Source organism: Idiomarina sp. HB (assembly GCF_048059115.1).
GTDB classification, from domain to species: domain Bacteria; phylum Pseudomonadota; class Gammaproteobacteria; order Enterobacterales; family Alteromonadaceae; genus Idiomarina; species Idiomarina abyssalis.
In genome coordinates this window covers 352,596-374,373 of record NZ_JAYLVU010000003.1, presented here as the reverse complement: position 1 = coordinate 374,373, position 21,778 = coordinate 352,596, and the positions used below count along the sequence as shown (strand labels likewise).

Below are 21,778 nucleotides of genomic sequence, written 5' to 3'. Positions count from 1 at the left end.
GTCTGGCGGCCATAGCGGTGTGGCACCACCTGAATCCTTTCCGAACTCAGAAGTGAAACACACCAGCGCCGATGGTAGTGTGGGGTCTCCCCATGCGAGAGTAGGTCACCGCCAGACTATTAATAAAACAGCCCTCAGCTTACGCTGGGGGCTTTTTTTATGTCCGTCACAAAATACCTCACTTCAGCATCACGCTATTATAACTTTTGCTTATATCTAAGGTTTTTCCAGACTGAACCAAATCACTGATCTCCTGCTATATTCATTGTATAACCACAGGGGGAGAGCAGTATGAAACGTTTTAATGCGATAACACTTGCGTTGGCAAGTTCATTCTTCATAGCGCCAATTGCGTCTGCGCAACAAGGCTCTGAAGCTGAGAGTGTGGAAGAAGTCATTCAGGTGGTGGGTTCCCGATTGTCCATGCGCACAGCGACAGATGGTTCGGCGCCGGTAGATATTATTAGTGGCGAAGATTTAGCTGCAACAGGTATTACGGAAACAGCAAAGGCGCTTCAATACGCCGTACCAAGTTTCAATTACCCTTCATCATCTGTTACTGATGGTACGGACGCCGTTCGACCAGCTTCATTAAGAGGGCTGTCACCTGATCATACGCTGGTACTTATTAACGGTAAGCGACGCCATAGCTCAGCTTTGGTGCATCTAAACGGCACGACCGGACGCGGCAGTTCGAATGTAGACTTAAATGCGATTCCTATTGCGGCAATTAAGCGCATTGAGGTTTTAAGAGACGGAGCGGCAGCCCTTTATGGTTCTGATGCCATAGCGGGTGTGATTAATATCGTATTAAAAGACAATGACAGTGGCGGCAGTGCAAACTTTCAGGCCGGCCAGACGCATAAAGGCGATGGTGAGCAATGGAAACTGTCTGCAAGCTCCGGCTTTTCTATAGGCGATGACGGCGCTTTTACGTTATCAGGAGAGCTGCACCATAAGAACAGAACAAATCGAGCTGGCAATGATCCGCGTCAACAATACCCTGAACTGCCAAGCGGTGGGCTTGATCCCCGCGAAGAGACTTTTGATAGACAAAGCTTTCACGTCGGTGATGCGGAATATGAAAATGCAGCCTTGTTTGCCAATCTTGACATCGGCATAGGTGACGGAAGCTTTTACGCTTTTGGTGGTATTAGCGATCGCACGTCAGAGTCTGGCGCCTTCTACCGTCGTGCATTACAAAGCAATACATTAACCGAAATTTATCCTGACGGATTCTTGCCAATTTTAGCTCCCGACGTAAATGACTATTCTGCTTATGCCGGATACGAATGGGCTGCAGGCGAGTGGACACTAGATTTCAGCGGTGGTTATGGTTTCAGCAAGTTCCAGTACAACGTTGAAAACTCTTTGAACGCGTCTTTGGGCCCAGACTTAACACCAACGTCGTTTGAGGCCGGAACACTGGAAAACAGTGAAACGAACCTGACATTTGATGCTCAGCGCTTCATTCCTTTTGCCAATAACTCCGAGCTTTCTCTTGCTATGGGTATTAGCTACCGTGAGAATTCTTATGAAGTCATTGCCGGCGATGAAGCCTCTTACATCAATGGTGGTTACCAGGATCGCCCAGGCGGAAGTCAGGGCTTCACAGGGTTCACGCCTGAGTCGGCGGTTGATGAATCGCGTGATAACCTTGGTGTATATGTAGAAGCTGAAAATCAACTCACTACTGACTTTATGTGGGGTGCAGCAATTCGTCATGAAGATTACTCCGACTTTGGTAACAACACGAGTTGGAAGCTTTCCGGAAGATACGATTTGACGGACAGAGTTGCGGTTCGTGGCGCCATTAATACAGGTTTCCGGGCACCGAGTGTTCAGCAACTTTACTTTACTAATATTTCTACGCTGTTTGTTGATCGTGGTGATGGCCTGGAGCCAGAGCAGTCAGGAACATTCAATAACATTAGCCCGGTGACTCAGGCGCTAGGAATTGGCGACTTGCAACCTGAGGAATCTGAAAGCGTGAGTCTGGGAATGGTCTGGAACGGTTATGATGGTCTTGCTATTACCGTCGATGCGTTCCAAATAGAAATTGAAGATCGCATTATTCTGTCAGGCGATGTTTCACCGGTTGATTCACCTGCGGTTGAAGAAGCATTAGCGACCACATCTGCTGAAAACGCCCGGTTCTTTTTGAATGCTGTTGATACAACGACTAAGGGTCTGGATATTGTTGCCAGTAAAACTTTTGGTGTCGGTGCTTATGGCGATCTGAAAGCACAGTTGGCGTATGGTTATAATAATACGGAAATAGACTCTATTAACTTACCACAATTGCTGGATGGTCTGGACGACGTTCTGTTTGATAGTGATGAGCAAATTAGAATGACCCGATCGACACCTGATCATTCAGGATCAATAGGTTTAACTCATACGAAAGGGAAGTGGACCAGTAATGTACAGTTTAGTTACTTTGGGAATTACTCTATAGGTTACACGAGTGGAACTGAAACCTACGGCCCAAATTGGATAACAGACGTTACTGTTAATTATCAATGGAACGATGCGCTAGCCCTAAGGGTAGGAGCTCAGAACCTATTCAGTGAGTACCCTGATGAACGTGCAGAGGGCAATCAGTTTAATGGTATTTTTAAATACCCATTAACCAACTCGCCTATTGGTTTTAACGGTGGGTATTTTTACTCAGAAGTTGAGTATAAGTTCTAGCTTCTTGATAAAAACGAATATTAGTAAAAACCGCCAAATAGTGGCGGTTTTTTTATACCCGCTCTCCAAGTATATTTTTAACTAATTGAAAACATTAAATTAAATAGTTGGCATGGTAGTTGTAACTGTATCAATAAATCTTTTTAAATCGTTCGTTACTGAGGTCATGGTCATGTCAAATCGAAGCTTTGGTTGGTTATTGGTTCTATCTATTGTTGGGCTGCTATTTTTTGCAGAGGAAATATTTTCTGTTTTTGGAATGGCAATTGGATCTGTAATTGAAATATCGGTTTCATTATTGGTGAGCTTATTTTTTGTTGGTCTGGTGTTTTTTATCGTTGCAACCGTATTTGGTAGCGTGCTTCTGGGTATTGGAGCAGCACTTGTTGCGCTGTTACTCAGTGGCATAGGCTTATTCTGGCCTCTTATACTTTGCGTTTTGGTTCTTTACTTTATTTTTCGTAAACCAAAGGTTTCTAGAACAGGCTAATCACGTGTACTATAAGCCCTTAGTTACATTAAGAGGCTAAGGCAATGCTAAAAATAATCGCAGCCGCGGCGTGCTGTCTACCTGTTCTGGCTTTTGCAGATTCTTTAACGGTTACCGATGCATGGGCTCGTGCCAGCATTCCGGGAACTGAAAACGGAGCCGCTTATGCAACTTTTAAAAACGCAGGGAATGAAACCGTAAAAATAACTCACATCAGCTCGGATGTTAGCCGCGTGGCAGAAATACACCGGCATGTTATGTCTGCTGATGTGATGAAAATGGAAGCGGTCGAATCCCTATCTCTTGATCCTAATGAAGTTATCAAGTTCCAGCCTGGTGGTTACCACTTTATGTTGTTTGGACTTAATGCGCCTTTAAAAGCAGAAGAGCGCTTTTCTCTGACGTTAAATTTTGAATCAGGCTCAAGCCAAGAAATAGAAATTTTAGTTAAATAACCAAAGCTTCAAATTTTATAGGAATGGATATGTACAAAAGAACCTTAGTGTTGGCAGTTGCATTAGCAGCTCCGGGTAGTGTATTAGCTGACACCGTTTTCGGTGTTTATGCCGGTGGTCAAATTTGGAATGCTGACAACGAAGGGCAATATGCCGTTGGTTCTAATTTGATAGAACCTAATTTCGAAAATGATAATCACAGCAGCTATTACATTGCACTTGAGCATCCAGTCCCATTAATTCCTAATATAAAAATCAGAGAAAACTCTATAGAAGTTAATGGTGGTTACGGAGAAAACGACTTTAGTCATAGAGATTACATTTTATACTACGAAATTTTCGATAATGATTTAGTGTCTTTCGATATTGGTATAAACGCAATGGACTTTGACGGTACTTTGCGGACCGAAATAAGTAATACCTTTGGTCGTCAGGATTTTTCTGTTGTCGTGCCAACAGCCTACGTTGCAGCAAGAGTGGGGGTGCCCGCTACCGACTGGACGTTCTTTGCTGATGCCAGTGCGCTTAGCGTGAAAGACAGTAAAGTTCAGGATGCTCAAATTGGTGTGGAATATCGTTTGGTAGAAAATTTAGCGGTCGATATAAATCTTAATGCGGGCTACCGTCATTCAGTTGTTGAACTGGATGATGTTGATGAAATTTATTCAGATGTCACCTTTAAAGGTCCATTTTTTGGGGTAGAAGTACATTTTTAATCGATTAATTAGACTATTCTAAGCTTGCAGGCCATCCGTTATATAAGCTAGATTGTTATATGTTTGTAATTTCTTATTAATGGATGGCCTCGGATGGTCAGTAGTCAAGACGAACCTCTATTTCTTCACGATGATGACGAAATAATTCAGTCGGAATACAGTAAAGGTTTTTGGAAAATCCTGATTGTCGATGATGATCAGGAAATTCATGCAGTGACTAAGATGGCTTTAGCCGATGTTGTTATTTGTGGCCGCCAGCTTGAGTTCCATCATGCTTACAGTGGAAATGAAGCGCTGGACCGCTTAGTCGAGCATGATGACATTGCGATGGTGCTGCTTGATGTCGTCATGGAAACCGATAACGCTGGCTTGAAAGTGGCACAAGCCATTAGAGAGCAACTTGGCAATGATGAGATTCGGATTGTTTTGCGTACTGGTCAACCGGGTTATGCACCGGAAGAAAGTGTCGTAAAGAATTATGATATTAATGATTACAAAACTAAAACGGAATTAACCCGAAGCCGGTTATTAACGACTGTATTTTCCGCTGTCCGTTCCTATCAGCAACTCTGCACAATTAATGAAAACCGCCGTGGTTTGAGAAAAATTATTCATTCAGCGTCAAACCTGATGGAAAAGCATTCCATTGTGAATTTTTCTGAAGGTGTTGTTACGCAAATTGCGTCTTTGCTGGGATTGAGTGCAGAAGGCATTGTCGGTGCCAGAGCCCCCCATAAAGATAACGAAATTTTAGTGTTAGGAGCCGCAGGACACTTTGCAGATAGTATTAATAAGAGCTTATCAACGCTGAACTCAAGCGAAATTGAGAAAAGCGTCAGGCAGTGTCTGAATGAACAACGTCATATTCATACTGAGGATGCTACCGTTTTCTTCATTGATGGACAGGTGCATCAAGCCGCAGCCTATATAGAAACAAAAAACATTGTAGCGGAATACGATCAAGAGTTACTGGAAGTCTTCCTCGCTAATATCGCTGTTGGCTTTGAAAATGCCAACTTGTTTGAAGAGTTACAAACTGCCGCGTACCTTGATCCGCTAACGGGTATTCCTAATCGGGCTGAGTTTACAAGAAGCCTTCAGGCTTTGTCGGAGAAACCCGACAAAGATAAAATGGTCGCAGTTATCGATATTGACCACTTTTCTGACGTAAATGATGGCTTGGGCCAGGATGTAGGAAATTTGCTTCTTCGCTCAGTAGCTTTACGCCTTACTGATCAACTCGGCAGTAATGTATTCGTTTCCCGTATTGCCGCCGATGTATTTGGTATTTTTGGTCCGACAGATATTGTCACACCTAACGCTTTTAATGAGCTTTTTTCTTTACCTTTTAGAGCTGGCGAGCATTACATCCCACTGCGCGTTACCTGTGGCTTTGCATCGGGAGCTAACCCGGAAAGAGTTAATGGCAAAGGGCTATTGAAGCAAGTTTATATCGCCTTAAAAAATGCGAAGAATAACTCTTTTGACCGTTATAACTACTACCAACCCTCGATGGAGCAAGATACCCAACGCAGGCTTCATCTGGTACGCCGATTACGTGCGGATTTTGCTAACAGAAAACTGGAAGTTTGGTATCAGCCCCAGGTGGAGTTAACAACCCAAAAAGTCATAGGGGTGGAAGCGCTATTACGCTGGCCTCAAAGTGACGGCTCGTTTATTTCGCCGGCTGAGTTTATTCCTCTTGCTGAATATTCTGGGCTTATTGTAGAAATTGGCTCCTGGGTTATTGAAGAGGCTTGCCGGCAAATTAATGCATTTGATGAAATTGGTCTGCCACAGTTAAGAGTTGCTGTTAACGTATCGGTACCTCAGTTTCGTAAACGCGACTTCCCAGAGCTTGTTGAAAAACAAATTGAACAATGGGGAATTAATCCGGAACGAATTGAATTAGAAATTACTGAAAGTATCGTTATGGAAGATCCTGATCTGGTAGCTGATATTTTAAGACGATTAAAGCAGCAAGGTATAAAAGTTGCCATTGACGACTTCGGCGTTGGCTTTTCGTCGCTAAGCTACCTTCAGAAACTGCCGCTTGACCGAATTAAGATAGATAAAACCTTTGTAAACAACTCCGATCAGGCGAGTGGACAAATCATCATCGAAACTATTGTCGATATGGCCGGTCGTTTGGGCTTGAATGTTTTAGCTGAAGGAATTGAAGAACAGAGTCAGCTCGATTACTTTTTAGGATTAGAATGCGCCGAGGGGCAAGGTTATTTCTTTGCCAAACCTATGCCCGCGGATCAATTAATAAGCTTGCTGCAAAAGCAAATGAGTTACTCTTAGTTGTAAACTTCAACGCTATCGGCATCCATTTGATAGCCGACAACAGCAAGATCACCTTCTTTGCGTTCAACCTTTATGGTGCCTTCTATCCAGACGGCATCATAAGTGTTCTCATACGGAACACCTTCTTCATACTCAACATGGATAATTTGATTGGGAGGTGGTGGTGGCACATGAATGCAGGCACCAAAATAAGGAACCAACAGAAACTCAGTGACCTTATCAGCATCCCCTTCTAGTTGAACAACATACCCGGGAATACGGACTTTCTTTCCGTTAAGTGACTCGACTACCGGGGCGTCCAGGTTAGTCTGCCGATCTTCTTCAGGGTTAGCATCATAATATGATTGAGGCTTAACCGGAGGCGGTGTAAAACCTTCGGGAATTAAATCTTTCCAGCCAATTTTTTCCGCAGCCGCAAATGCGGGAAAAGTTAGCATTAATAATACAACCGCTAATAACTTCTTCATATTTTCACCGTAAGTCCGTCTGCAAGAGATTGGCGATAAGCTCGCCAGGCCGGAATTAAACTTAACATAAAGCCGACAATAATCACGAGTGCCATACGCCACCATTCACTAGCGCCAGGCCAGGTGGTGCTGAGTATTAGTCCTGTCTGAGACTGAATAACGCCGGCTAATGACCACTGCAGACCATATAGCAGAAGTAAGCCGGAAAAAGCACCAACTACAGTTAATAGCAGAGCCTCACTGAGCAACAGGCCGAATATGGTTCCAGGACCAGCTCCAACTGCTCTTAGGACAGCCATTTCGCGTCGGCGTTCCCTTAAGCTGGCCAACATAATTGTCAGCATGCCCAATAAACCTATGAGTACAACCATTGCCGATATTGCTGTTAAAGCCTGCTCAAAGACTCGCAGCGTTTTCCATAGCTCCTGCAAGGTCATACCCGGTAAAAGAGCGGTTAAGGGCTCTTTCTCATAAGTATTTATCTGACGCTGCAAGCGCAAAGCCAGTGGTTTTGCCTTTAAGCCAAGCAGGGCCGCGCTGATGCTGTCTGCCGGGGCTTCATTGTGATGATCGTGACCAGAATGCTCATGCTCACCGCTGTGAATCATTTCAAGGCTGTGTAATGTAACGAACACAGCCTGATCAACCGGAGTTCCTGTTCGTTGCAGGACACCAGTGACAGTAAGCGGATGCTGGTCATGTTCGCTGAAGCTAATGCCACCGCTGCCATGAGCAATAATAATGTCGTCACCCATGGTTTTAGAGAGCTTCTCGGCGGCATCGGCTCCTAGTACGACTTCTTCATCTGAAGCAAAAGCACTACCTTGAGAAAACTCCAGAGCCTGCTTGTTGCCGTACTTAAAATACTCAAAGTAGGCATTGGTTGTTGCGACAACGGGCAGGCCCTGAACGCTGTCACCTAATGACATGGGTATTGCCCAACTGACTTCGGGGCGTTCACGAATATCTTCAAAGCTTTCCCAGCTCATATTGTTGGTCATGCTGCCAATGTGGAAGACTGAAGACAGTAGTAATTGTGTCTGTCCGGTTCGGGCGCCAATTATTAAGTCAGTGCCAGAAACCGTATTAGCAAAATGACTTTGCACCTGTTCGCGAACCCGTTCTACAGCTAGCAGTAAGGTAACGCTGACGGCAATAGCGATAACAGTCAGCAGAACACTCGCTCGTCTGTTCATTAAGCTTTTTATGGCCAGGCGGATCATGGTTGAGCTCCTGCCTGATTGAGCTCATTAAGCTCAACATGCTTATCAAAGTAGGATGACAATGCAGCGTCATGAGTGACAAAAATAACTGTGGTGTTATTTTGGCTACTGAGCTCAAGCAACAATTGAATAAACGTATCCCGATGCTCGGCATCGAGTGCTGAGGTTGGTTCATCCGCTATAAGAAGCTTAGGAGCACCCAACAAGGCGCGTGCCGCGGCAACACGTTGCTGCTGACCAACACTCAGAGTATGAGCCGGTTGCTCAATTTGTGCGGAATTTAACCCTAAGCGCTGCAGCATCTCATTTGCTGTCGCTTCAGCAGAGCTGCCTTGTTCTGCGATACGTTGCCGCCTTTTTTTGGAAAATTGACAGGCGAGCAGCGCATTATCTAGAGCCGATAAATAGGGCAGCAAATTGAATTGCTGAAAAATATAGCCAATGTTGTCGGCACGATAACGGTCACGCTGTCTGCCGGACAAATTGGAAAAAGCGGTTTCAAATAGATTTAAAGAGCCACTTTGTGGGGTATTAATGCCGGCCAACAGCGATAGCAGTGTTGATTTACCACTACCGCTGGGGCCGCGCAGCAGCACCGTCTCACCTTGTTTTATCTGCCAGGCAGGAATATCCAGGGTGGGCTGTTGTCCAGACCATGAAAAGAGTAACTTTTCTATGCTGACAGCATGCATTATGTCGGTGCTATAGTTCACTCTAAATTAAGATTTTTTTGCGCGCTCAAAAGAAGACACAATTTCTTCTTTTGCGGCAGCTGCGTCAGCCCAACCGTCAACTTTAACCCACTTGCCTTTTTCAAGCTCTTTGTAACGCTCAAAGAAGTGAGTAATTTGTGCTTTGAGTAGCTCTGGCAAGTCATCAATGTCGTTGATGTGGTCGTATTCTTTGGTCAGTTTACTCACCGGAACAGCAATGACTTTTGCGTCTTCACCAGACTCGTCCGTCATTTTCAATACGCCAACTGGACGGCATTTGATGACAGAACCTGCCTGCAGAGGGTATGGAGTAGGCACTAACACATCAACCGGGTCGCCATCTAATGACAAGGTTTCGTTAACGAAACCGTAGTTCGCCGGATAGAACATGGGTGTCGACATAAAGCGGTCAACCCAAAGTGTACCAGTGTCTTTATCGACTTCGTATTTGATCGGGTCAGCGTTTGCCGGGATCTCGATAATAACGTTAACTTCTTCAGGCATATTGGCGCCTGCGGTGACGTTTCCTAAGCTCATAGTACTTCCTGCTGTATGTATAAAATAAAAGTTACTGCGCGATTATAACGGTTGGACCTTTTCACGCAATATCGATATCAGTCTAATAAGGTTTTGGGTGCTTACTGTGGTACTCCATACACATATCCACTTCGTTTGCGGACCCCATAACCACGGATACCCGTTGGTGAATATGTTCCGGCACAATCTCCATTAAACGACGATAACCGTCAGTCGCTTTACCGCCGGCTTTTTCAACCAGCATAGACATTGGCGCAACTTCATATAAAAGGCGCAGTTTAAAAGGTTTGTCGGGGTTACGGGCATCCCAGGGGTAAGTGAACAATCCGCCGCGTGAAATCACACGGTGTACGTCGGAGACCATAGCGGCGTTCCAGCGCATATTAAAATTCTTGCCGCGAGGACCTTCTTCACCGTCGAGTAAATCAGTAATATAGGCGCGAATAGGGTCGGCCCAGTGACGGCGGTTCGACATATTAATCGCGAACTCTTTGGTGTCTTTCGGAATTTCTGCTTTTTCGTGGGTCAATAAAAACTCACCAACGGTTTGATCCAGAGTGTAAATGCGCACTGCTTTGCCTGTGGTCATAACCAACATGGTCGCCGGTCCATACAAAACATAGCCTGCTGCTACCTGAGCTTTGCCGGGCTGCAAAAACATGTTCTCGCTGGTTTCTTCGCCTTCGGGCTTGCGCAGAATAGAAAAAATGGTACCAACACCACCATTTATATCGATGTTAGAACTGCCATCCAACGGGTCAAAGGCAACCAAATAATGTCCTGAATTTGGGCTTTCGACAATGGAGTCTTCTTCTTCAGAAGCAATGGCATGTACGTTAGGTGATTCCAGCAACAGAGTTTTTAACAGCTGATTTGCAACAACATCGAGTTTTTTCTGTGTCTCGCCCTGAATGTTTTCATCCAGTGTTGAGCCTAATACACCGGCTAATGCGCCCTGGTGCAGACGGAAAGAGATTTCCTTGGCCGCAATTTGAATGGTGTTAATAACAGAGATAAGCGACTCGCTGGTTTGATCCGCTCTCAGTGTTGGTAATAAACGTTTCATGAAAGTTCCTGCAGCTCTGGTTGTTGGATGCTTACAAATGTATGTTCAGAGAGCGCAAATGATACCTTATTTTTTGGTAAAAATCCTGCTTGTCAGCGACGACGGTGGTACACTTTCGATATTTTTTAAACGAACGGGTTTGGATAACGCATGCACATTCATATCGTCGGGATTTGCGGTACTTTCATGGGGGGCGTCGCCGCTATAGCGCAGCAATTGGGACACCGTGTTACCGGGTCTGACGCTCAAGTCTATCCGCCAATGAGTACGCAACTGGAAAACCTCGGCATTGAATTAATGCAGGGGTATTCGCAGAACAACTTAAAGCCGCGCCCCGATATGGTGATTATTGGTAACGCGCTAAGCCGCGGTAACGATGAAGTAGAAGCAGTCCTACGCGAGCGCATTCCCTACGTTTCTGGCGCGCAGTGGCTGCACGATAATGTGTTGACTCAACGCTGGGTGCTGGCGGTTGCCGGCACCCATGGAAAAACGACGACAGCCAGTATGCTGAGCTGGATTTTACAAGATAGCGGTTTTGAACCCGGTTTTATGATTGGTGGCGTACCGGGCAATTTCCCTGTGAGTGCACGCCTAACCGATTCCAACTTTTTTGTCATTGAAGCGGATGAGTACGATACGGCCTTCTTCGATAAGCGTTCTAAATTTGTGCATTACGCTCCGGATACTTTGATTCTGAATAACCTTGAGTTCGATCATGCGGATATCTTCCCTGACTTAGCTTCTATTCAGCGACAATTTGCGCATTTACTGCGGGTGGTTCCCGATACCGGACAGGTGATTTTACCCAGCGATGATGCCGCTCTGGAAGCGGTCATTGAGCAAGGTTGCTGGAGCCCGGTCGTACGTGTCGGAGAGCAAGGCGAATGGCAGGCTAAACTGCTTAAAGCTGATGGGACTGAGTTTGAAGTACATTATCAGGGCAAGTGTATCGCACGGGTTAATTGGAACATCCTGGGGACCCATAATGTAAATAACGCCATGATGGCTATTATTGCTGCAGCTCATGTTGGTATTAAAGCAGAGCAAAGCGCACAGGCTCTTACCTTATTTAAAAGCCCGAAACGGCGCATGGAGTTATTGGGTGAATACGGCGGTATAAAGGTTTTTGATGATTTTGCCCATCACCCCAGTGCAATCAAAACAACCGTATCTGGCTTGCGACAGCATCAACCAAAGAGCCGCATTATTGCCGTACTGGAGCCCAGATCAAATACCATGAAAATGGGGGTTCACAGCGATACTCTGGCTGATTCGTTAGCCGATGCCGACGACATATTTGTACTGCAGCCAGAAGGGCTGAAGTGGCGCTTAGCTGAAAAAATGCCGAATGCTCATGTGTTTGAATCTACAGATGATTTGCTGGCAGGGTTGTTGACCGAAGCGCAAGCGGGGGACTCTGTACTGATTATGAGTAACGGCAGTTTCGATGGCTTGCATCAACGTTTTCTTAAAGCGCTGCAAGAACTGGATGACACAGGAGCCTAGTCATGAAAAACGACAATAGAATCACTGTTGCGATAACCGGTGCCTCGGGTGCCCCTTATGCCCTGCGTTTGCTACAATGCCTGCTTGATCAAGATCAACAGGTACTGTTGTTGATCTCAAGTGCCGCGCGAGTAGTGCTGGCCACAGAGCAGAATATGCAAATTCCGGCAGCCCCTGAGAAAGCAGCGGCTATGCTGTGTGAGCACTTTTCGGTAGATGCTGAAAAGCTCAAAGTCTACGGCAAAGAAGAGTGGTTTTCGCCGGTCGCATCTGGTTCAGCGGCGCCTGCTAAAATGGTGGTTTGTCCCTGTTCAACCAGTACTTTGTCAGCCATTGCCCATGGCAGTAGCAATACGCTGATCGAGCGAGCTGCCGATGTCGTAATGAAAGAGCGCGGGCAACTTATTTTGGTGCCGAGAGAGTCGCCGCTTTCAACTATTCATTTACAGAATATGCTGCAACTCAGTCAGCAGGGCGTGACCATAATGCCGGCAGCGCCTGGCTTTTATCATCAACCCGAAAGTATTGATGATTTAATTGATTTTATGGTGGCCAGAATTTTAGACCACCTGGGCCTTGAGCAGCGTTTAGTTAGCCGCTGGGGCTATGGAAAGGAGTCATAAAGAGGTTTATGAAAGCTTTAGAAATTGAAGACTTACGCAAAACATACCGCGGTGGCTTTGAAGCCCTGAAAGGTATTAATTTGGTGGTCGAAGAGGGCGATTTCTATGCTCTGCTAGGTCCTAATGGTGCTGGCAAGTCGACCACTATTGGTATTATTTCGTCGCTGGTTAATAAGACGTCAGGCAAGGTAAAGGTATTTGGTTATGACCTGGATACACAACTTACTGACTTAAAACGTCAAATTGGCCTGGTACCTCAGGAGTTTAACTTCAACCAATTTGAAACAGTGCATCAGATAGTGGTGAATCAAGCGGGCTATTACGGTGTGCCTCGTTCGCTAGCGAAAGAACGCTCAGAGAAATACCTTAAACAACTTGGGTTGTGGGATAAGCGTAATGAACCATCGCGGTCGCTTTCCGGTGGTATGAAGCGACGCCTTATGATTGCCCGGGCGTTATTGCATGAGCCGAAACTGTTGATTCTTGATGAGCCGACAGCGGGTGTCGATATTGAGCTTAGACGTTCAATGTGGGATTACCTGACAAAAATAAATCAACAAGGCATTACCATCATTTTGACCACGCATTATTTAGAAGAGGCGGAAACTCTGTGTCGTAATATAGGCATCATTGATAGTGGTCGTATTATTGAAGACACCTCAATGAAGCGTTTGCTGGCGCAGTTAAGTCGGGAGACCTTTGTGCTGGACCTGGCCCCTGGCCATAACGGCGCTGAGATTAAAGACTTCAACCATCTCTGGAAAGACGAACATACGTTAGAAGTTGAGGTAGATAAGGATGCCGGACTGAATGCGGTATTCGAGCAGCTTTCAGCACAAAAGGTAAAAGTCTTATCGATGCGTAATAAAGCGAACCGTTTAGAGGAGCTGTTTGTGTCTATGGTAGAACAAGGGCGTCAGCAGGAGGCCGCGAAATGAGTCATTCCGCCGCTAACTTTATCGCGTTAAAAACCATCTGGATTAAAGAGTGCACCCGTTTTCTCCGTATTTGGATACAAACTCTGGTACCGCCTGCTATCACTATGACTCTGTATTTTGTCATTTTCGGTAGCATTGTGGGTGAACGAATTGGTGACATGAGTGGCGTGGGTTATATGGAGTTTATTGTGCCCGGGCTTATCATGATGTCAGTCATTACTAACTCCTATTCTAATGTTGCATCGTCATTCTTTAGTGCTAAATTTCAGCGCAACATTGAAGAAATGCTGGTGTCGCCGGTACCTACTGCCGTTATTATTGCCGGTTATGTCGGTGGTGGTATGGCAAGGGCGATGATTGTTGCCGTTATTGTCACCTGCGTATCCTTCTTATTTGCCGATATCCAGATTGCCCATATTGGTTATGTCATCTTAACCGTGGTCTTAACCTCGACCTTATTCTGTCTGGGCGGACTAATTAATGCGGTTTACGGTAAGACTTTTGACGATATTTCTATTGTGCCAACGTTCGTTTTAACGCCTCTTACCTATTTAGGCGGGGTGTTTTACTCAGTCAGCTTGTTACCTGAGTTTTGGCAAAAGGTTTCTATGGCAAACCCTGTTCTTTATATGGTTAACGGTTTTCGTTACGGCTTTTTAGGACAGTCTGATGTAAGCATTGGCCTGGCTATAGGAGTCTTAGTTGGTTTTAATATTCTGTTTTTCGCGGCGGCTTATTATATTCTGGATAAAGGCATAGGAATTCGCTCCTGATGCAGCAGGCAAGACCAGTTACGACGAATCAAAACGGGCCGCACGAAGATACCGAAGCGGTGGTTCGTCGTCATTTGCAAAGCGAGTTTCTGAAGCCGATTCAGGAGCATAACCAGCAGGCGTTTGATGAAATTAACGCACAAGTTGAAAGCTGGGGCGGGCCAATTATTCTCGACTCCTGCTGTGGTGTTGGAGAAAGCACCGCGAAACTGGCAGAGCTTAATCCTCACGCAATGGTTATTGGTGTCGATAAATCGGCGCACCGGGTAGAACGGCACAGTCACTACCAGAGCGGCGAGAATGGTCAGCGCTACTGGGTTGTGCGGGCTGACTTGAATGACTTCTGGCGACTGGCTAACCAGGCAAATTGGCAGCCACAGCAGCATTGCATTTTATATCCCAACCCCTGGCCTAAATCTGCTCACTTATCGCGTCGCTGGCACGGTAGTCCAGTATGGAAAGACGTTGTTGCGCTGGGTGGTCAACTGCAGATGCGTTCAAACTGGAGCCTATACTTGCTTGAAGTGGCTCAGGCCCTTAAGGTGAGCGGATACCATGCCGATATTTCGTTATTGGCAGACAACGCAGACCCGATAACACCGTTTGAACGTAAATATAAAAACAGCGGCCAGGCGTTATGGCAACTGCATGCGAACCTATCTAAGGAGTCTTGATTGAGCCCCAAAAATGACATAGCGGAAGTCAGCCAGGAATCTCTGTATCGTATATTTACCATACCAGAGGCACCGGACTCGACGCTGGGTAAAATCGAAAAGCACCTTTCAGAAAACCTGATGGGGTTTCTGGGTGAGCACATTGTCGCCCGTGAGAAGCCGTTGCAGGAAATTGAAAGGGACTTCGATAAATCACAGATCCCGGAAGAGCCTCAGTTTGTTTCTGACCATACCGAGTTTCTGCTGGATAAGTTGGTTGCACATTCTGTGCATACAGCATCGCCTCGCTTTATTGGTCACATGACATCGGCCCTGCCGTATTTCCTTTTGCCATTGGCCAAACTGATGGTCGGGCTCAATCAGAACCTGGTAAAAATTGAAACCTCCAAGGCCTTTACGCCTTTAGAGCGTAACGTTATCGGCATGCTGCATCATTTGGTGTATCAACAGGATGCACCGTTCTATAACCGCTGGATGCACAGTGCTCAGCATTCTTTGGGGGCGTTTTGTTCGGGTGGAACCATCGCCAATATGACGGCGCTTTGGGTAGCCCGTAACCGCTTATTGCAGGCTGACGGTGACTTTGCCGGTATTGCAGCCGATGGCCTGGCTGCCGGTCTTCAGCATTATGGCTACTCTAAGCTAACGGTGGTGGTGTCTGAGCGAGGGCACTATTCGCTGAGCAAAGCAGCTGATGTACTGGGTATTGGTCGTAAGAATTTAGTCTCAGTGGCGACAGACAGTGATAACCGCATTCGTATAGATGAGTTGCGAAAGACCTGTGAACAGATTGCAAAAGAGGGCGGCAAGGTGCTGGCGCTGGTTGGTGTTGCAGGTACAACGGAAACGGGGCACATTGATCCGCTGGACGATATGGCAACAGTTGCGGAAGAAGTGGATGCTCACTTTCATGTTGATGCTGCCTGGGGCGGGGCAACGTTATTGTCTGAACAGCATCGTCCATTACTGGCGGGTATTGAACGGGCCGACAGTGTCACTATTGATGCTCACAAACAAATGTATGTGCCTATGGGTGCGGGTTTGGTGTTGTTTAAGAATCCGTCTTTGGTCAAATCTATAGAACACCATGCGGAATACATTATTCGTCAGGGCTCTAAGGATTTGGGTTCGCATTCAATGGAAGGTTCGCGAGCGGGTATGGCCATGATGGTATTTTCGGCTATGCACGTTATTGGGCGCCGGGGTTATGAATTACTGATTAATAACAGCATTGATAAAGCGCGTTACTTCTCAAAGCTCATTGCAGAGCAGGACGATTTTGAAGTGATTACAGAGCCGGAGCTTTGTATTTTAACGTACCGTTTTGTTCCGGCTAAAGTGAAAGCGGCTCTGGAAAAAGCAACGCCTGAGCAGTTGGCGCGGCTGACTCCTCATTTGAATGCCCTGACCCGCTATATTCAAAAACGTCAGCGGGAAAGTGGCCAATCTTTTGTGTCGCGTACAAAGCTAACGCCAGGCCAATATCATCATGAGCCAACCGTGGTGTTTCGTGTGGTGCTGGCTAACCCATTAACAACGGATGAAATGCTGCAGGAAGTTTTGAATGAGCAGCGTCAAATTGCCTCAAAAGCGACCAGTTTGCGGGGCGCACTGCATACCGAAATGCGTGAACTCGGTATGCTTACCTAGCGCTGGTGTTGGAAACCCTTAGGTTGTCAATCAGGCGCGTTTTCCCCATAAAGGCGGCTGCCAGGATCACCCACTCAGGGTCTTCTGCTGTCGCTTCCTGCAAGTCTTTTGCATTACGAATACTGAAGTAGTCAGGTACAAAGCCTGCTTGACTTAAATCTTCTTCGGCTGCTTTTTCCAGTTCAGAAAAGTTAGTGCTTACACCCAGTTCAACTTTGGTCTTTTGAAGAGTCCGGTAAAGTGCGGCCGCTTGTTGCTTCTGTTCAGGCGATAAATAACCGTTGCGCGAGCTCATCGCTAAGCCACTGGTTTCGCGCTGAGTTGGTGCGCCCAGAACTTCAACGGGTAAGCTTAAGTCCTGTGTCATTAAACGAATGACCTGTAACTGCTGATAGTCTTTTTCGCCAAATACGGCTAACTGCGGCTGTACCATATTAAAGAGTTTGCAGACAATGGTCGCAACTCCGGTGAAATGCCCAGGCCGACTGGCTCCGCATAAAATGTCACTAATACCCGGCACTTCAATACGGGTCTGTTTGTCCAGGCCTCTGGGGTAAACGTCACTGACCTGTGGCGTAAATACGGCAGAAACACCAAGGGCATCCAATGCCTGGCAGTCGGCTTCTAAAGTGCGCGGATAGCTGTCGAGATCTTCGTTTGCTCCAAATTGCATAGGGTTCACAAAAATACTAACGACAACGTTATCGCAACGCTCCAGCGCTGTTTTTACCAGATGCAGGTGTCCATCGTGTAAATTACCCATGGTCGGTACCAGAGCAACTTCTGATTGTTGCTGGCGCCACTTCCGAAGCTCAGCCAGTGACTTTAGTACCCTCATTTATAGCTGTGCTCTGAAGTTGGGAATTCGCCTGACCGTACCTGCTCTGCAAATGAGCGAAAGGCATCGGCAAGAGAGCCGCCCTGGCCTAAGAAGTCTTTAGCGAACTTAGGCAAATAGTCGCTGTTCATGCCCAGCATATCGTGCATAACCAGAATTTGTCCGTCGGTATCGGCACCTGCGCCAATACCAATGGTTGGAATGGATAGCTGCTCTGTAATGCGCTTACCAAGTGAAGCCGGAACGCACTCCAGAACAAGCAACTGAGCCCCCGCTTTTTCAAGCAATAGTGCCTGATTGAGCGTGTCGTCAGCTTGCTGTTGCTCTTTACCCTGCACTTTATAGCCACCCAGAACATTCACCGACTGTGGCAATAGTCCCAGATGTGCGCAGACGGGAATGCCGCGAGTTTTTAAGCCTTCAATGGTCTCGACTAACCACTGTCCGCCTTCTAACTTAACCATATTTGCGCCGGCCTGCATTAAGCGGCCGGCAACCTCGTAGGCTTGCTCGGGGGTGCTGTAAGTCATGAAAGGCATATCGGCTATAACAAAGGCGTCGCTGGCGCCACGACGAACGCACTGCGTATGGTAGACCATATCGTCGGTGGTAACCGGTACAGTTGAATCCCGGCCCTGTACGACATTACCCAGGGAGTCACCGACCAGAATAAAGTCCACGCCCTGTTCGGTCATAAGTTTGGCAAAGCTTGAATCGTATGCAGTCAGGGAGCTTATTTTGGTCCCTTCTTTTTTCATTTTCTGTAACGTTGCAATGCTGGTTTTGGTTGTTGCCATAACGCACCTTCAGCAGTATTAGATTATTATGTCAGACGAACAGATTATCACGTCTAAGCCGTCTTCGGTAAGTGCCTCTGCCTGTTGCTTAACGGTATTTCCGTTCGGAAGAATCCTGTCCGGCGCTATTTCGGCTAAAGGGAAAAGAACAAAGTTACGTTCGTATAAGCCTGGGTGGGGCACTTTCAATTGCTCGGAATGATGCTGTTGCTCACCAAACAGAAGCAAATCAAGATCCAGCGTGCGTTCTCCCCAATGTCTCACTCGTTTGCGACCAAATGCATCTTCAATATCGTGTAAGGCCTGAAGAAGTTCGGCTGCTGTTAATTCTGTCGCCACCGAGCAAACGGCATTAACGTAGTCTGGCTGATCCTGAGGGCCCATTGGCTTGCTACCGTAAAGAGACGAGTAAGCTAATAACTGCCAGCGCGAGTCCTCGTTCAGAGCCTGTAATGCCGACAGAAGGTTGTCTGTCGGCTGGCCCAGATTACTCCCTAGTGCAATAAAGGCCTTATGTGGCGTCATTGCCTTTATTTTCCTGAGGTTTACGGCGCGGTCCACGGCGTCTGCGTGGTTTGCGGCGGCCGCTTCCGGGACCTGGCTTTGAAGCTTTTAGTTGAGCCGGGTTGTCCTGTGCTTTGCTCCAGTGGGCCGCAAGTTCAGACAGTTTTTTGTCACCGCTTTCGGCAAATGAACGCAGTAAAAGAAAGTCGTAAGCAGCACGGAAGCGCTTGTGCTCCAGCACCTTCATGGCACGAACGCCTTTAGTTACATTCAGCCGGCGCTGTAACTGCCAGATATCTCGCGCTGGCAGGCTAAAACGCTTAGGCAGTGATACGCGCTGTGACTGTCTGTGAATAACGTCAGCCGCTGCAACATTGAGGGCATCCATTGGCGGCAGACCGCCTTCGTTTTCAAGTTGTTCACGACGAGCCTGCAGCGGCCACCATAAGAGCACCGCAATTAAATATGCGGGCGTTACGCGCTGCTCTTCGGCAATACGCTTGTCGGTGTCTCTAAAGGCTTTCAGCATCATTTGGTAAGGTGCGGCCTGCTCATCGGCTAAATAATCTTTCAGCATTGGGAAGAGCTGTTGGAACAGGCCAAACTCTACCATCATAAGAAAGTTTGCTTCCGCCTTACCCGACATGAACATCTTCAGAAATTCGTCAAATAAACGAGCCGGAGGAATGTTAATCAACAAGGGGGCAAGCTCTTTTAGCGGACCGCTGACCGAGTTATCCATCTGCATATTGAGCTTGGTGGCAAAGCGCACCGCACGAAGCATTCGTACCGGGTCTTCCCGGTAACGTACTTCCGGGTCGCCAATCATGCGTAATATACCGGCATTAATGTCACTAACGCCGTTAGCAAAATCGTAAATTGCGAAATCGGCAATATTGTAATAGAGCGCGTTGGCAGTAAAATCACGACGTTCCGCGTCTTCTTCTATAGTGCCGTAAACGTTGTCGCGCACCAACTGACCGTGCTCATCTTGATCTGCTGTCCGGTTCTTTTTATTTTCTTCCTGGGGGCTGTCGCCATGATGGCCGCGAAAAGTTGCAACTTCTATGACCTCACGCCCGAACACCACATGAGCCAGACGAAACCGACGCCCAATTAAGCGACAGTTGCGAAACAAAGACTTTATCTGCTCAGGTGTGGCATTAGTGGTAACGTCAAAATCTTTTGGCTCCAGGCCGAGCAGAATGTCGCGGATACAGCCGCCAACAAGATAGGCTTCAAAACCGCTGTTGTGCAGGCGGTAAAGAACCTTTATGGCGTTCTTACTGATATCGTTACGAGATACGGGGTGTTTATCCCTGGAGATAACTTGTAATTTGGGTAAACGGCTGGAGTCCTGCTCCGCCGCTTTACTGGAAAAGGCGCGCTTTGCCAGTGCTTTAATTCGCTTAATAATGGTGGTTCTCCCTTACCATTTTTTTATTCAGAGTTAGTAGCTGTTTGGATATTGTACCGTTAACAACCCAGGATATGCCACTTTTTGCGCCAACTTTGCAGCGCCTCCTGCAAAATGTCGTTCACTGAGCCTGTATGCAACTCTGGCTCAAGCTGAATCCCCAAATAGTCGAGCGCCGTCAGCAGGTTATTGCTGGCATAGCGTGAATCGATTGAGGGCGCATGATTTTGCTTACTCAGCTTCAGACCCTTGTCATTAGTTACCAGAGGCAAATGCATCATTCTGGGTTGCTTACCGGTAAAGTACTGCCATAAAGTGAGCTGCCAATAGCTGGGTGTGATTAAGTCACTCCCCCTGACAATGTCGGTAACCCCTTGCTCAATATCATCAACCACAACGGCCAGCTGGTAAGCATACAAACCGTCCCGACGTTTCAACACGAAATCTTCGCTAACAGAAGGCGAGTGGTCAGAAAGTAAGCCTTGGGCTCGGTCATTAAACTCAGTTATGGGGGCGTTATTTACAAAGCGCAGAGCATAAGGCGGTGTACGTGGTTGACGGTTTCGGCAGTATCCGTCGTAATGGTCATTACGAGCCCGAATAGCCTGGCGACTGCAGTCACACTGGTAGAGAAGTTCAGCTTTTTGTAACTGATCTAACTGAGATTGATAAGTTGAGTCACGCTGGCTTTGGTACAAAACGGAGCCGTCCCATTCTAAACCATGGGACTCCAGCTGCGTTAAAATGGTATCGGCCGCTCCGGGAATCGCTCTTGGTTTATCGACATCTTCGATACGAACCAACCATTCTCCCTGGTGGGCTTTGGCATCTAAGTAACTACCAACGGCAGCAACTAATGAACCCAGATGCAAAGGCCCTGAAGGTGTCGGCGCAAAACGGCCACGATACATGAGCCGTTAGGCTCCGGTCATTTGTTTCTCTTTGATTTCAGCCAGCGTCTTACAGTCAACACATTGGTCAGCTGTAGGGCGAGCTTCTAAACGGCGAATACCAATTTCAATGCCGCAAGAGTCGCAAAAGCCAAAGTCGTCTTCTTCAATTTTCTGTAACGTTTTTTCAATCTTCTTGATCAATTTACGTTCGCGGTCACGAGTACGTAACTCGATACTGAATTCTTCTTCCTGAGCAGCACGGTCTACCGGATCAGGAAAGTTCGCCGCTTCATCTTTCATGTGATGCACGGTGCGATCAACTTCCTGACGTAATTGACGACGCCATTCTTCCAGAATACGACGAAAATGCGAGCGCTGCGCATCGTTCATGTATTCTTCGCCCTGTTTCTCCTGATACGGCTCTAAGCCGGCCATCGCCAGGATGCCATGGGTTTTCTTATCCTTGCCTTGAGGCATCATGGATCTCCTAC

At 46.9% G+C, this 21,778-nt stretch carries 22 protein-coding genes and 1 rRNA gene; 12 read left to right on the top strand and 11 right to left on the bottom strand.

The window, feature by feature from the left end:
* Position 1 precedes the first annotated feature (1 nt).
* The 6 genes from rrf to VBY75_RS11060 all read left to right on the top strand — a co-directional run bounded on the left by rrf (position 2) and on the right by VBY75_RS11060 (position 6,662).
* Positions 2 to 117, top strand: a 5S ribosomal RNA gene (gene rrf / locus VBY75_RS11085).
* Between the two features lie 174 nt (positions 118 to 291).
* On the top strand, positions 292 to 2,694 hold the full coding sequence (locus tag VBY75_RS11080) for a TonB-dependent receptor plug domain-containing protein (protein WP_224798146.1): 2,403 nt from the start codon (positions 292 to 294) through the stop codon (positions 2,692 to 2,694).
* Between the two features lie 172 nt (positions 2,695 to 2,866).
* Positions 2,867 to 3,184 (top strand): hypothetical protein, encoded by a 318-nt coding sequence (locus VBY75_RS11075; protein WP_054489679.1) that lies wholly within the window; start codon positions 2,867 to 2,869, stop codon positions 3,182 to 3,184.
* Between the two features lie 44 nt (positions 3,185 to 3,228).
* Positions 3,229 to 3,639, top strand: coding sequence for a copper chaperone PCu(A)C (locus VBY75_RS11070; protein ID WP_224798145.1), 411 nt, complete (start codon positions 3,229 to 3,231; stop codon positions 3,637 to 3,639).
* A gap of 29 nt (positions 3,640 to 3,668) precedes the next feature.
* On the top strand, positions 3,669 to 4,355 hold the full coding sequence (locus VBY75_RS11065) for a TIGR04219 family outer membrane beta-barrel protein (RefSeq protein ID WP_199494271.1): 687 nt from the start codon (positions 3,669 to 3,671) through the stop codon (positions 4,353 to 4,355).
* Between the two features lie 93 nt (positions 4,356 to 4,448).
* The gene (locus tag VBY75_RS11060; protein WP_054489675.1) at positions 4,449 to 6,662 is read left to right on the top strand and encodes an EAL domain-containing protein; all 2,214 of its coding nucleotides are present in this window, start codon (positions 4,449 to 4,451) and stop codon (positions 6,660 to 6,662) included.
* On the opposite strand, the gene VBY75_RS11055 is transcribed toward VBY75_RS11060, so the two are convergent.
* From VBY75_RS11055 to VBY75_RS11035, 5 genes are all read right to left on the bottom strand, one after another.
* The gene (locus VBY75_RS11055; protein WP_054489673.1) at positions 6,659 to 7,132 is read right to left on the bottom strand and encodes a DUF3299 domain-containing protein; all 474 of its coding nucleotides are present in this window, start codon (positions 7,130 to 7,132) and stop codon (positions 6,659 to 6,661) included. The genes VBY75_RS11060 and VBY75_RS11055 overlap by 4 nt on opposite strands.
* The gene (locus tag VBY75_RS11050) at positions 7,129 to 8,355 is read right to left on the bottom strand and encodes an ABC transporter permease (protein ID WP_416512501.1); all 1,227 of its coding nucleotides are present in this window, start codon (positions 8,353 to 8,355) and stop codon (positions 7,129 to 7,131) included. Before VBY75_RS11050 ends, VBY75_RS11055 begins: the two co-directional genes overlap by 4 nt.
* Positions 8,352 to 9,047, bottom strand: coding sequence for an ABC transporter ATP-binding protein (locus VBY75_RS11045; protein ID WP_222235833.1), 696 nt, complete (start codon positions 9,045 to 9,047; stop codon positions 8,352 to 8,354). The genes VBY75_RS11050 and VBY75_RS11045 overlap by 4 nt, the downstream gene beginning before the upstream one ends.
* A 27-nt stretch (positions 9,048 to 9,074) precedes the next feature.
* Complete coding sequence (ppa, locus tag VBY75_RS11040) at positions 9,075 to 9,605, bottom strand: inorganic diphosphatase (protein WP_054489667.1); 531 nt, start codon at positions 9,603 to 9,605, stop codon at positions 9,075 to 9,077.
* Between the two features lie 82 nt (positions 9,606 to 9,687).
* Positions 9,688 to 10,671: a class 1 fructose-bisphosphatase gene (locus tag VBY75_RS11035; protein WP_054489665.1), complete on the bottom strand. Its 984-nt coding sequence runs from the start codon at positions 10,669 to 10,671 to the stop codon at positions 9,688 to 9,690.
* Between the two features lie 150 nt (positions 10,672 to 10,821).
* Here VBY75_RS11035 and mpl point away from each other — a divergent pair, with 150 nt between their 5' ends.
* The 6 genes from mpl to panP are packed head-to-tail and all read left to right on the top strand — an operon-like array spanning position 10,822 to position 16,838.
* Positions 10,822 to 12,180: a UDP-N-acetylmuramate:L-alanyl-gamma-D-glutamyl-meso-diaminopimelate ligase gene (gene mpl, locus VBY75_RS11030; RefSeq protein WP_416512498.1), complete on the top strand. Its 1,359-nt coding sequence runs from the start codon at positions 10,822 to 10,824 to the stop codon at positions 12,178 to 12,180.
* Between the two features lie 2 nt (positions 12,181 to 12,182).
* Positions 12,183 to 12,803, top strand: coding sequence for a flavin prenyltransferase UbiX (locus VBY75_RS11025; protein ID WP_054489661.1), 621 nt, complete (start codon positions 12,183 to 12,185; stop codon positions 12,801 to 12,803).
* 8 nt (positions 12,804 to 12,811) lie between these two features.
* Entirely contained in the window at positions 12,812 to 13,741 is a 930-nt protein-coding gene (locus VBY75_RS11020; protein ID WP_054489657.1) for an ABC transporter ATP-binding protein, read from the top strand.
* A complete protein-coding gene (locus tag VBY75_RS11015; protein WP_054489655.1) occupies positions 13,738 to 14,514 on the top strand; it encodes an ABC transporter permease in 777 nt (258 codons plus the stop codon). Before VBY75_RS11020 ends, VBY75_RS11015 begins: the two co-directional genes overlap by 4 nt.
* Positions 14,514 to 15,188 carry a tRNA (guanine(46)-N(7))-methyltransferase TrmB gene (gene trmB, locus VBY75_RS11010; RefSeq protein ID WP_271331662.1) on the top strand — a complete coding sequence of 225 codons (675 nt, stop codon included), beginning with the start codon at positions 14,514 to 14,516 and terminating at the stop codon, positions 15,186 to 15,188. Before VBY75_RS11015 ends, trmB begins: the two co-directional genes overlap by 1 nt.
* On the top strand, positions 15,189 to 16,838 hold the full coding sequence (gene panP / locus VBY75_RS11005; RefSeq protein ID WP_054489651.1) for a pyridoxal-dependent aspartate 1-decarboxylase PanP: 1,650 nt from the start codon (positions 15,189 to 15,191) through the stop codon (positions 16,836 to 16,838).
* On the opposite strand, the gene panC is transcribed toward panP, so the two are convergent.
* The 6 genes from panC to dksA all read right to left on the bottom strand — a co-directional run bounded on the left by panC (position 16,831) and on the right by dksA (position 21,764).
* Positions 16,831 to 17,676: a pantoate--beta-alanine ligase gene (gene panC / locus VBY75_RS11000; protein WP_416512494.1), complete on the bottom strand. Its 846-nt coding sequence runs from the start codon at positions 17,674 to 17,676 to the stop codon at positions 16,831 to 16,833. The two genes, panP and panC, sit on opposite strands and share 8 nt — an antisense overlap.
* Entirely contained in the window at positions 17,673 to 18,473 is an 801-nt protein-coding gene (gene panB / locus VBY75_RS10995; protein ID WP_054489648.1) for a 3-methyl-2-oxobutanoate hydroxymethyltransferase, read from the bottom strand. The genes panC and panB overlap by 4 nt, the downstream gene beginning before the upstream one ends.
* An 18-nt stretch (positions 18,474 to 18,491) precedes the next feature.
* Entirely contained in the window at positions 18,492 to 18,998 is a 507-nt protein-coding gene (gene folK, locus VBY75_RS10990; protein WP_199494280.1) for a 2-amino-4-hydroxy-6-hydroxymethyldihydropteridine diphosphokinase, read from the bottom strand.
* Positions 18,985 to 20,304 (bottom strand): polynucleotide adenylyltransferase PcnB, encoded by a 1,320-nt coding sequence (gene pcnB / locus VBY75_RS10985; protein WP_054489643.1) that lies wholly within the window; start codon positions 20,302 to 20,304, stop codon positions 18,985 to 18,987. The genes folK and pcnB overlap by 14 nt, the downstream gene beginning before the upstream one ends.
* A 149-nt stretch (positions 20,305 to 20,453) precedes the next feature.
* A complete protein-coding gene (gene gluQRS, locus VBY75_RS10980; RefSeq protein WP_271331664.1) occupies positions 20,454 to 21,305 on the bottom strand; it encodes a tRNA glutamyl-Q(34) synthetase GluQRS in 852 nt (283 codons plus the stop codon).
* Positions 21,306 to 21,311: 6 nt separating this feature from the next.
* The gene (gene dksA / locus VBY75_RS10975; RefSeq protein ID WP_054489640.1) at positions 21,312 to 21,764 is read right to left on the bottom strand and encodes an RNA polymerase-binding protein DksA; all 453 of its coding nucleotides are present in this window, start codon (positions 21,762 to 21,764) and stop codon (positions 21,312 to 21,314) included.
* Positions 21,765 to 21,778: the final 14 nt, after the last annotated feature.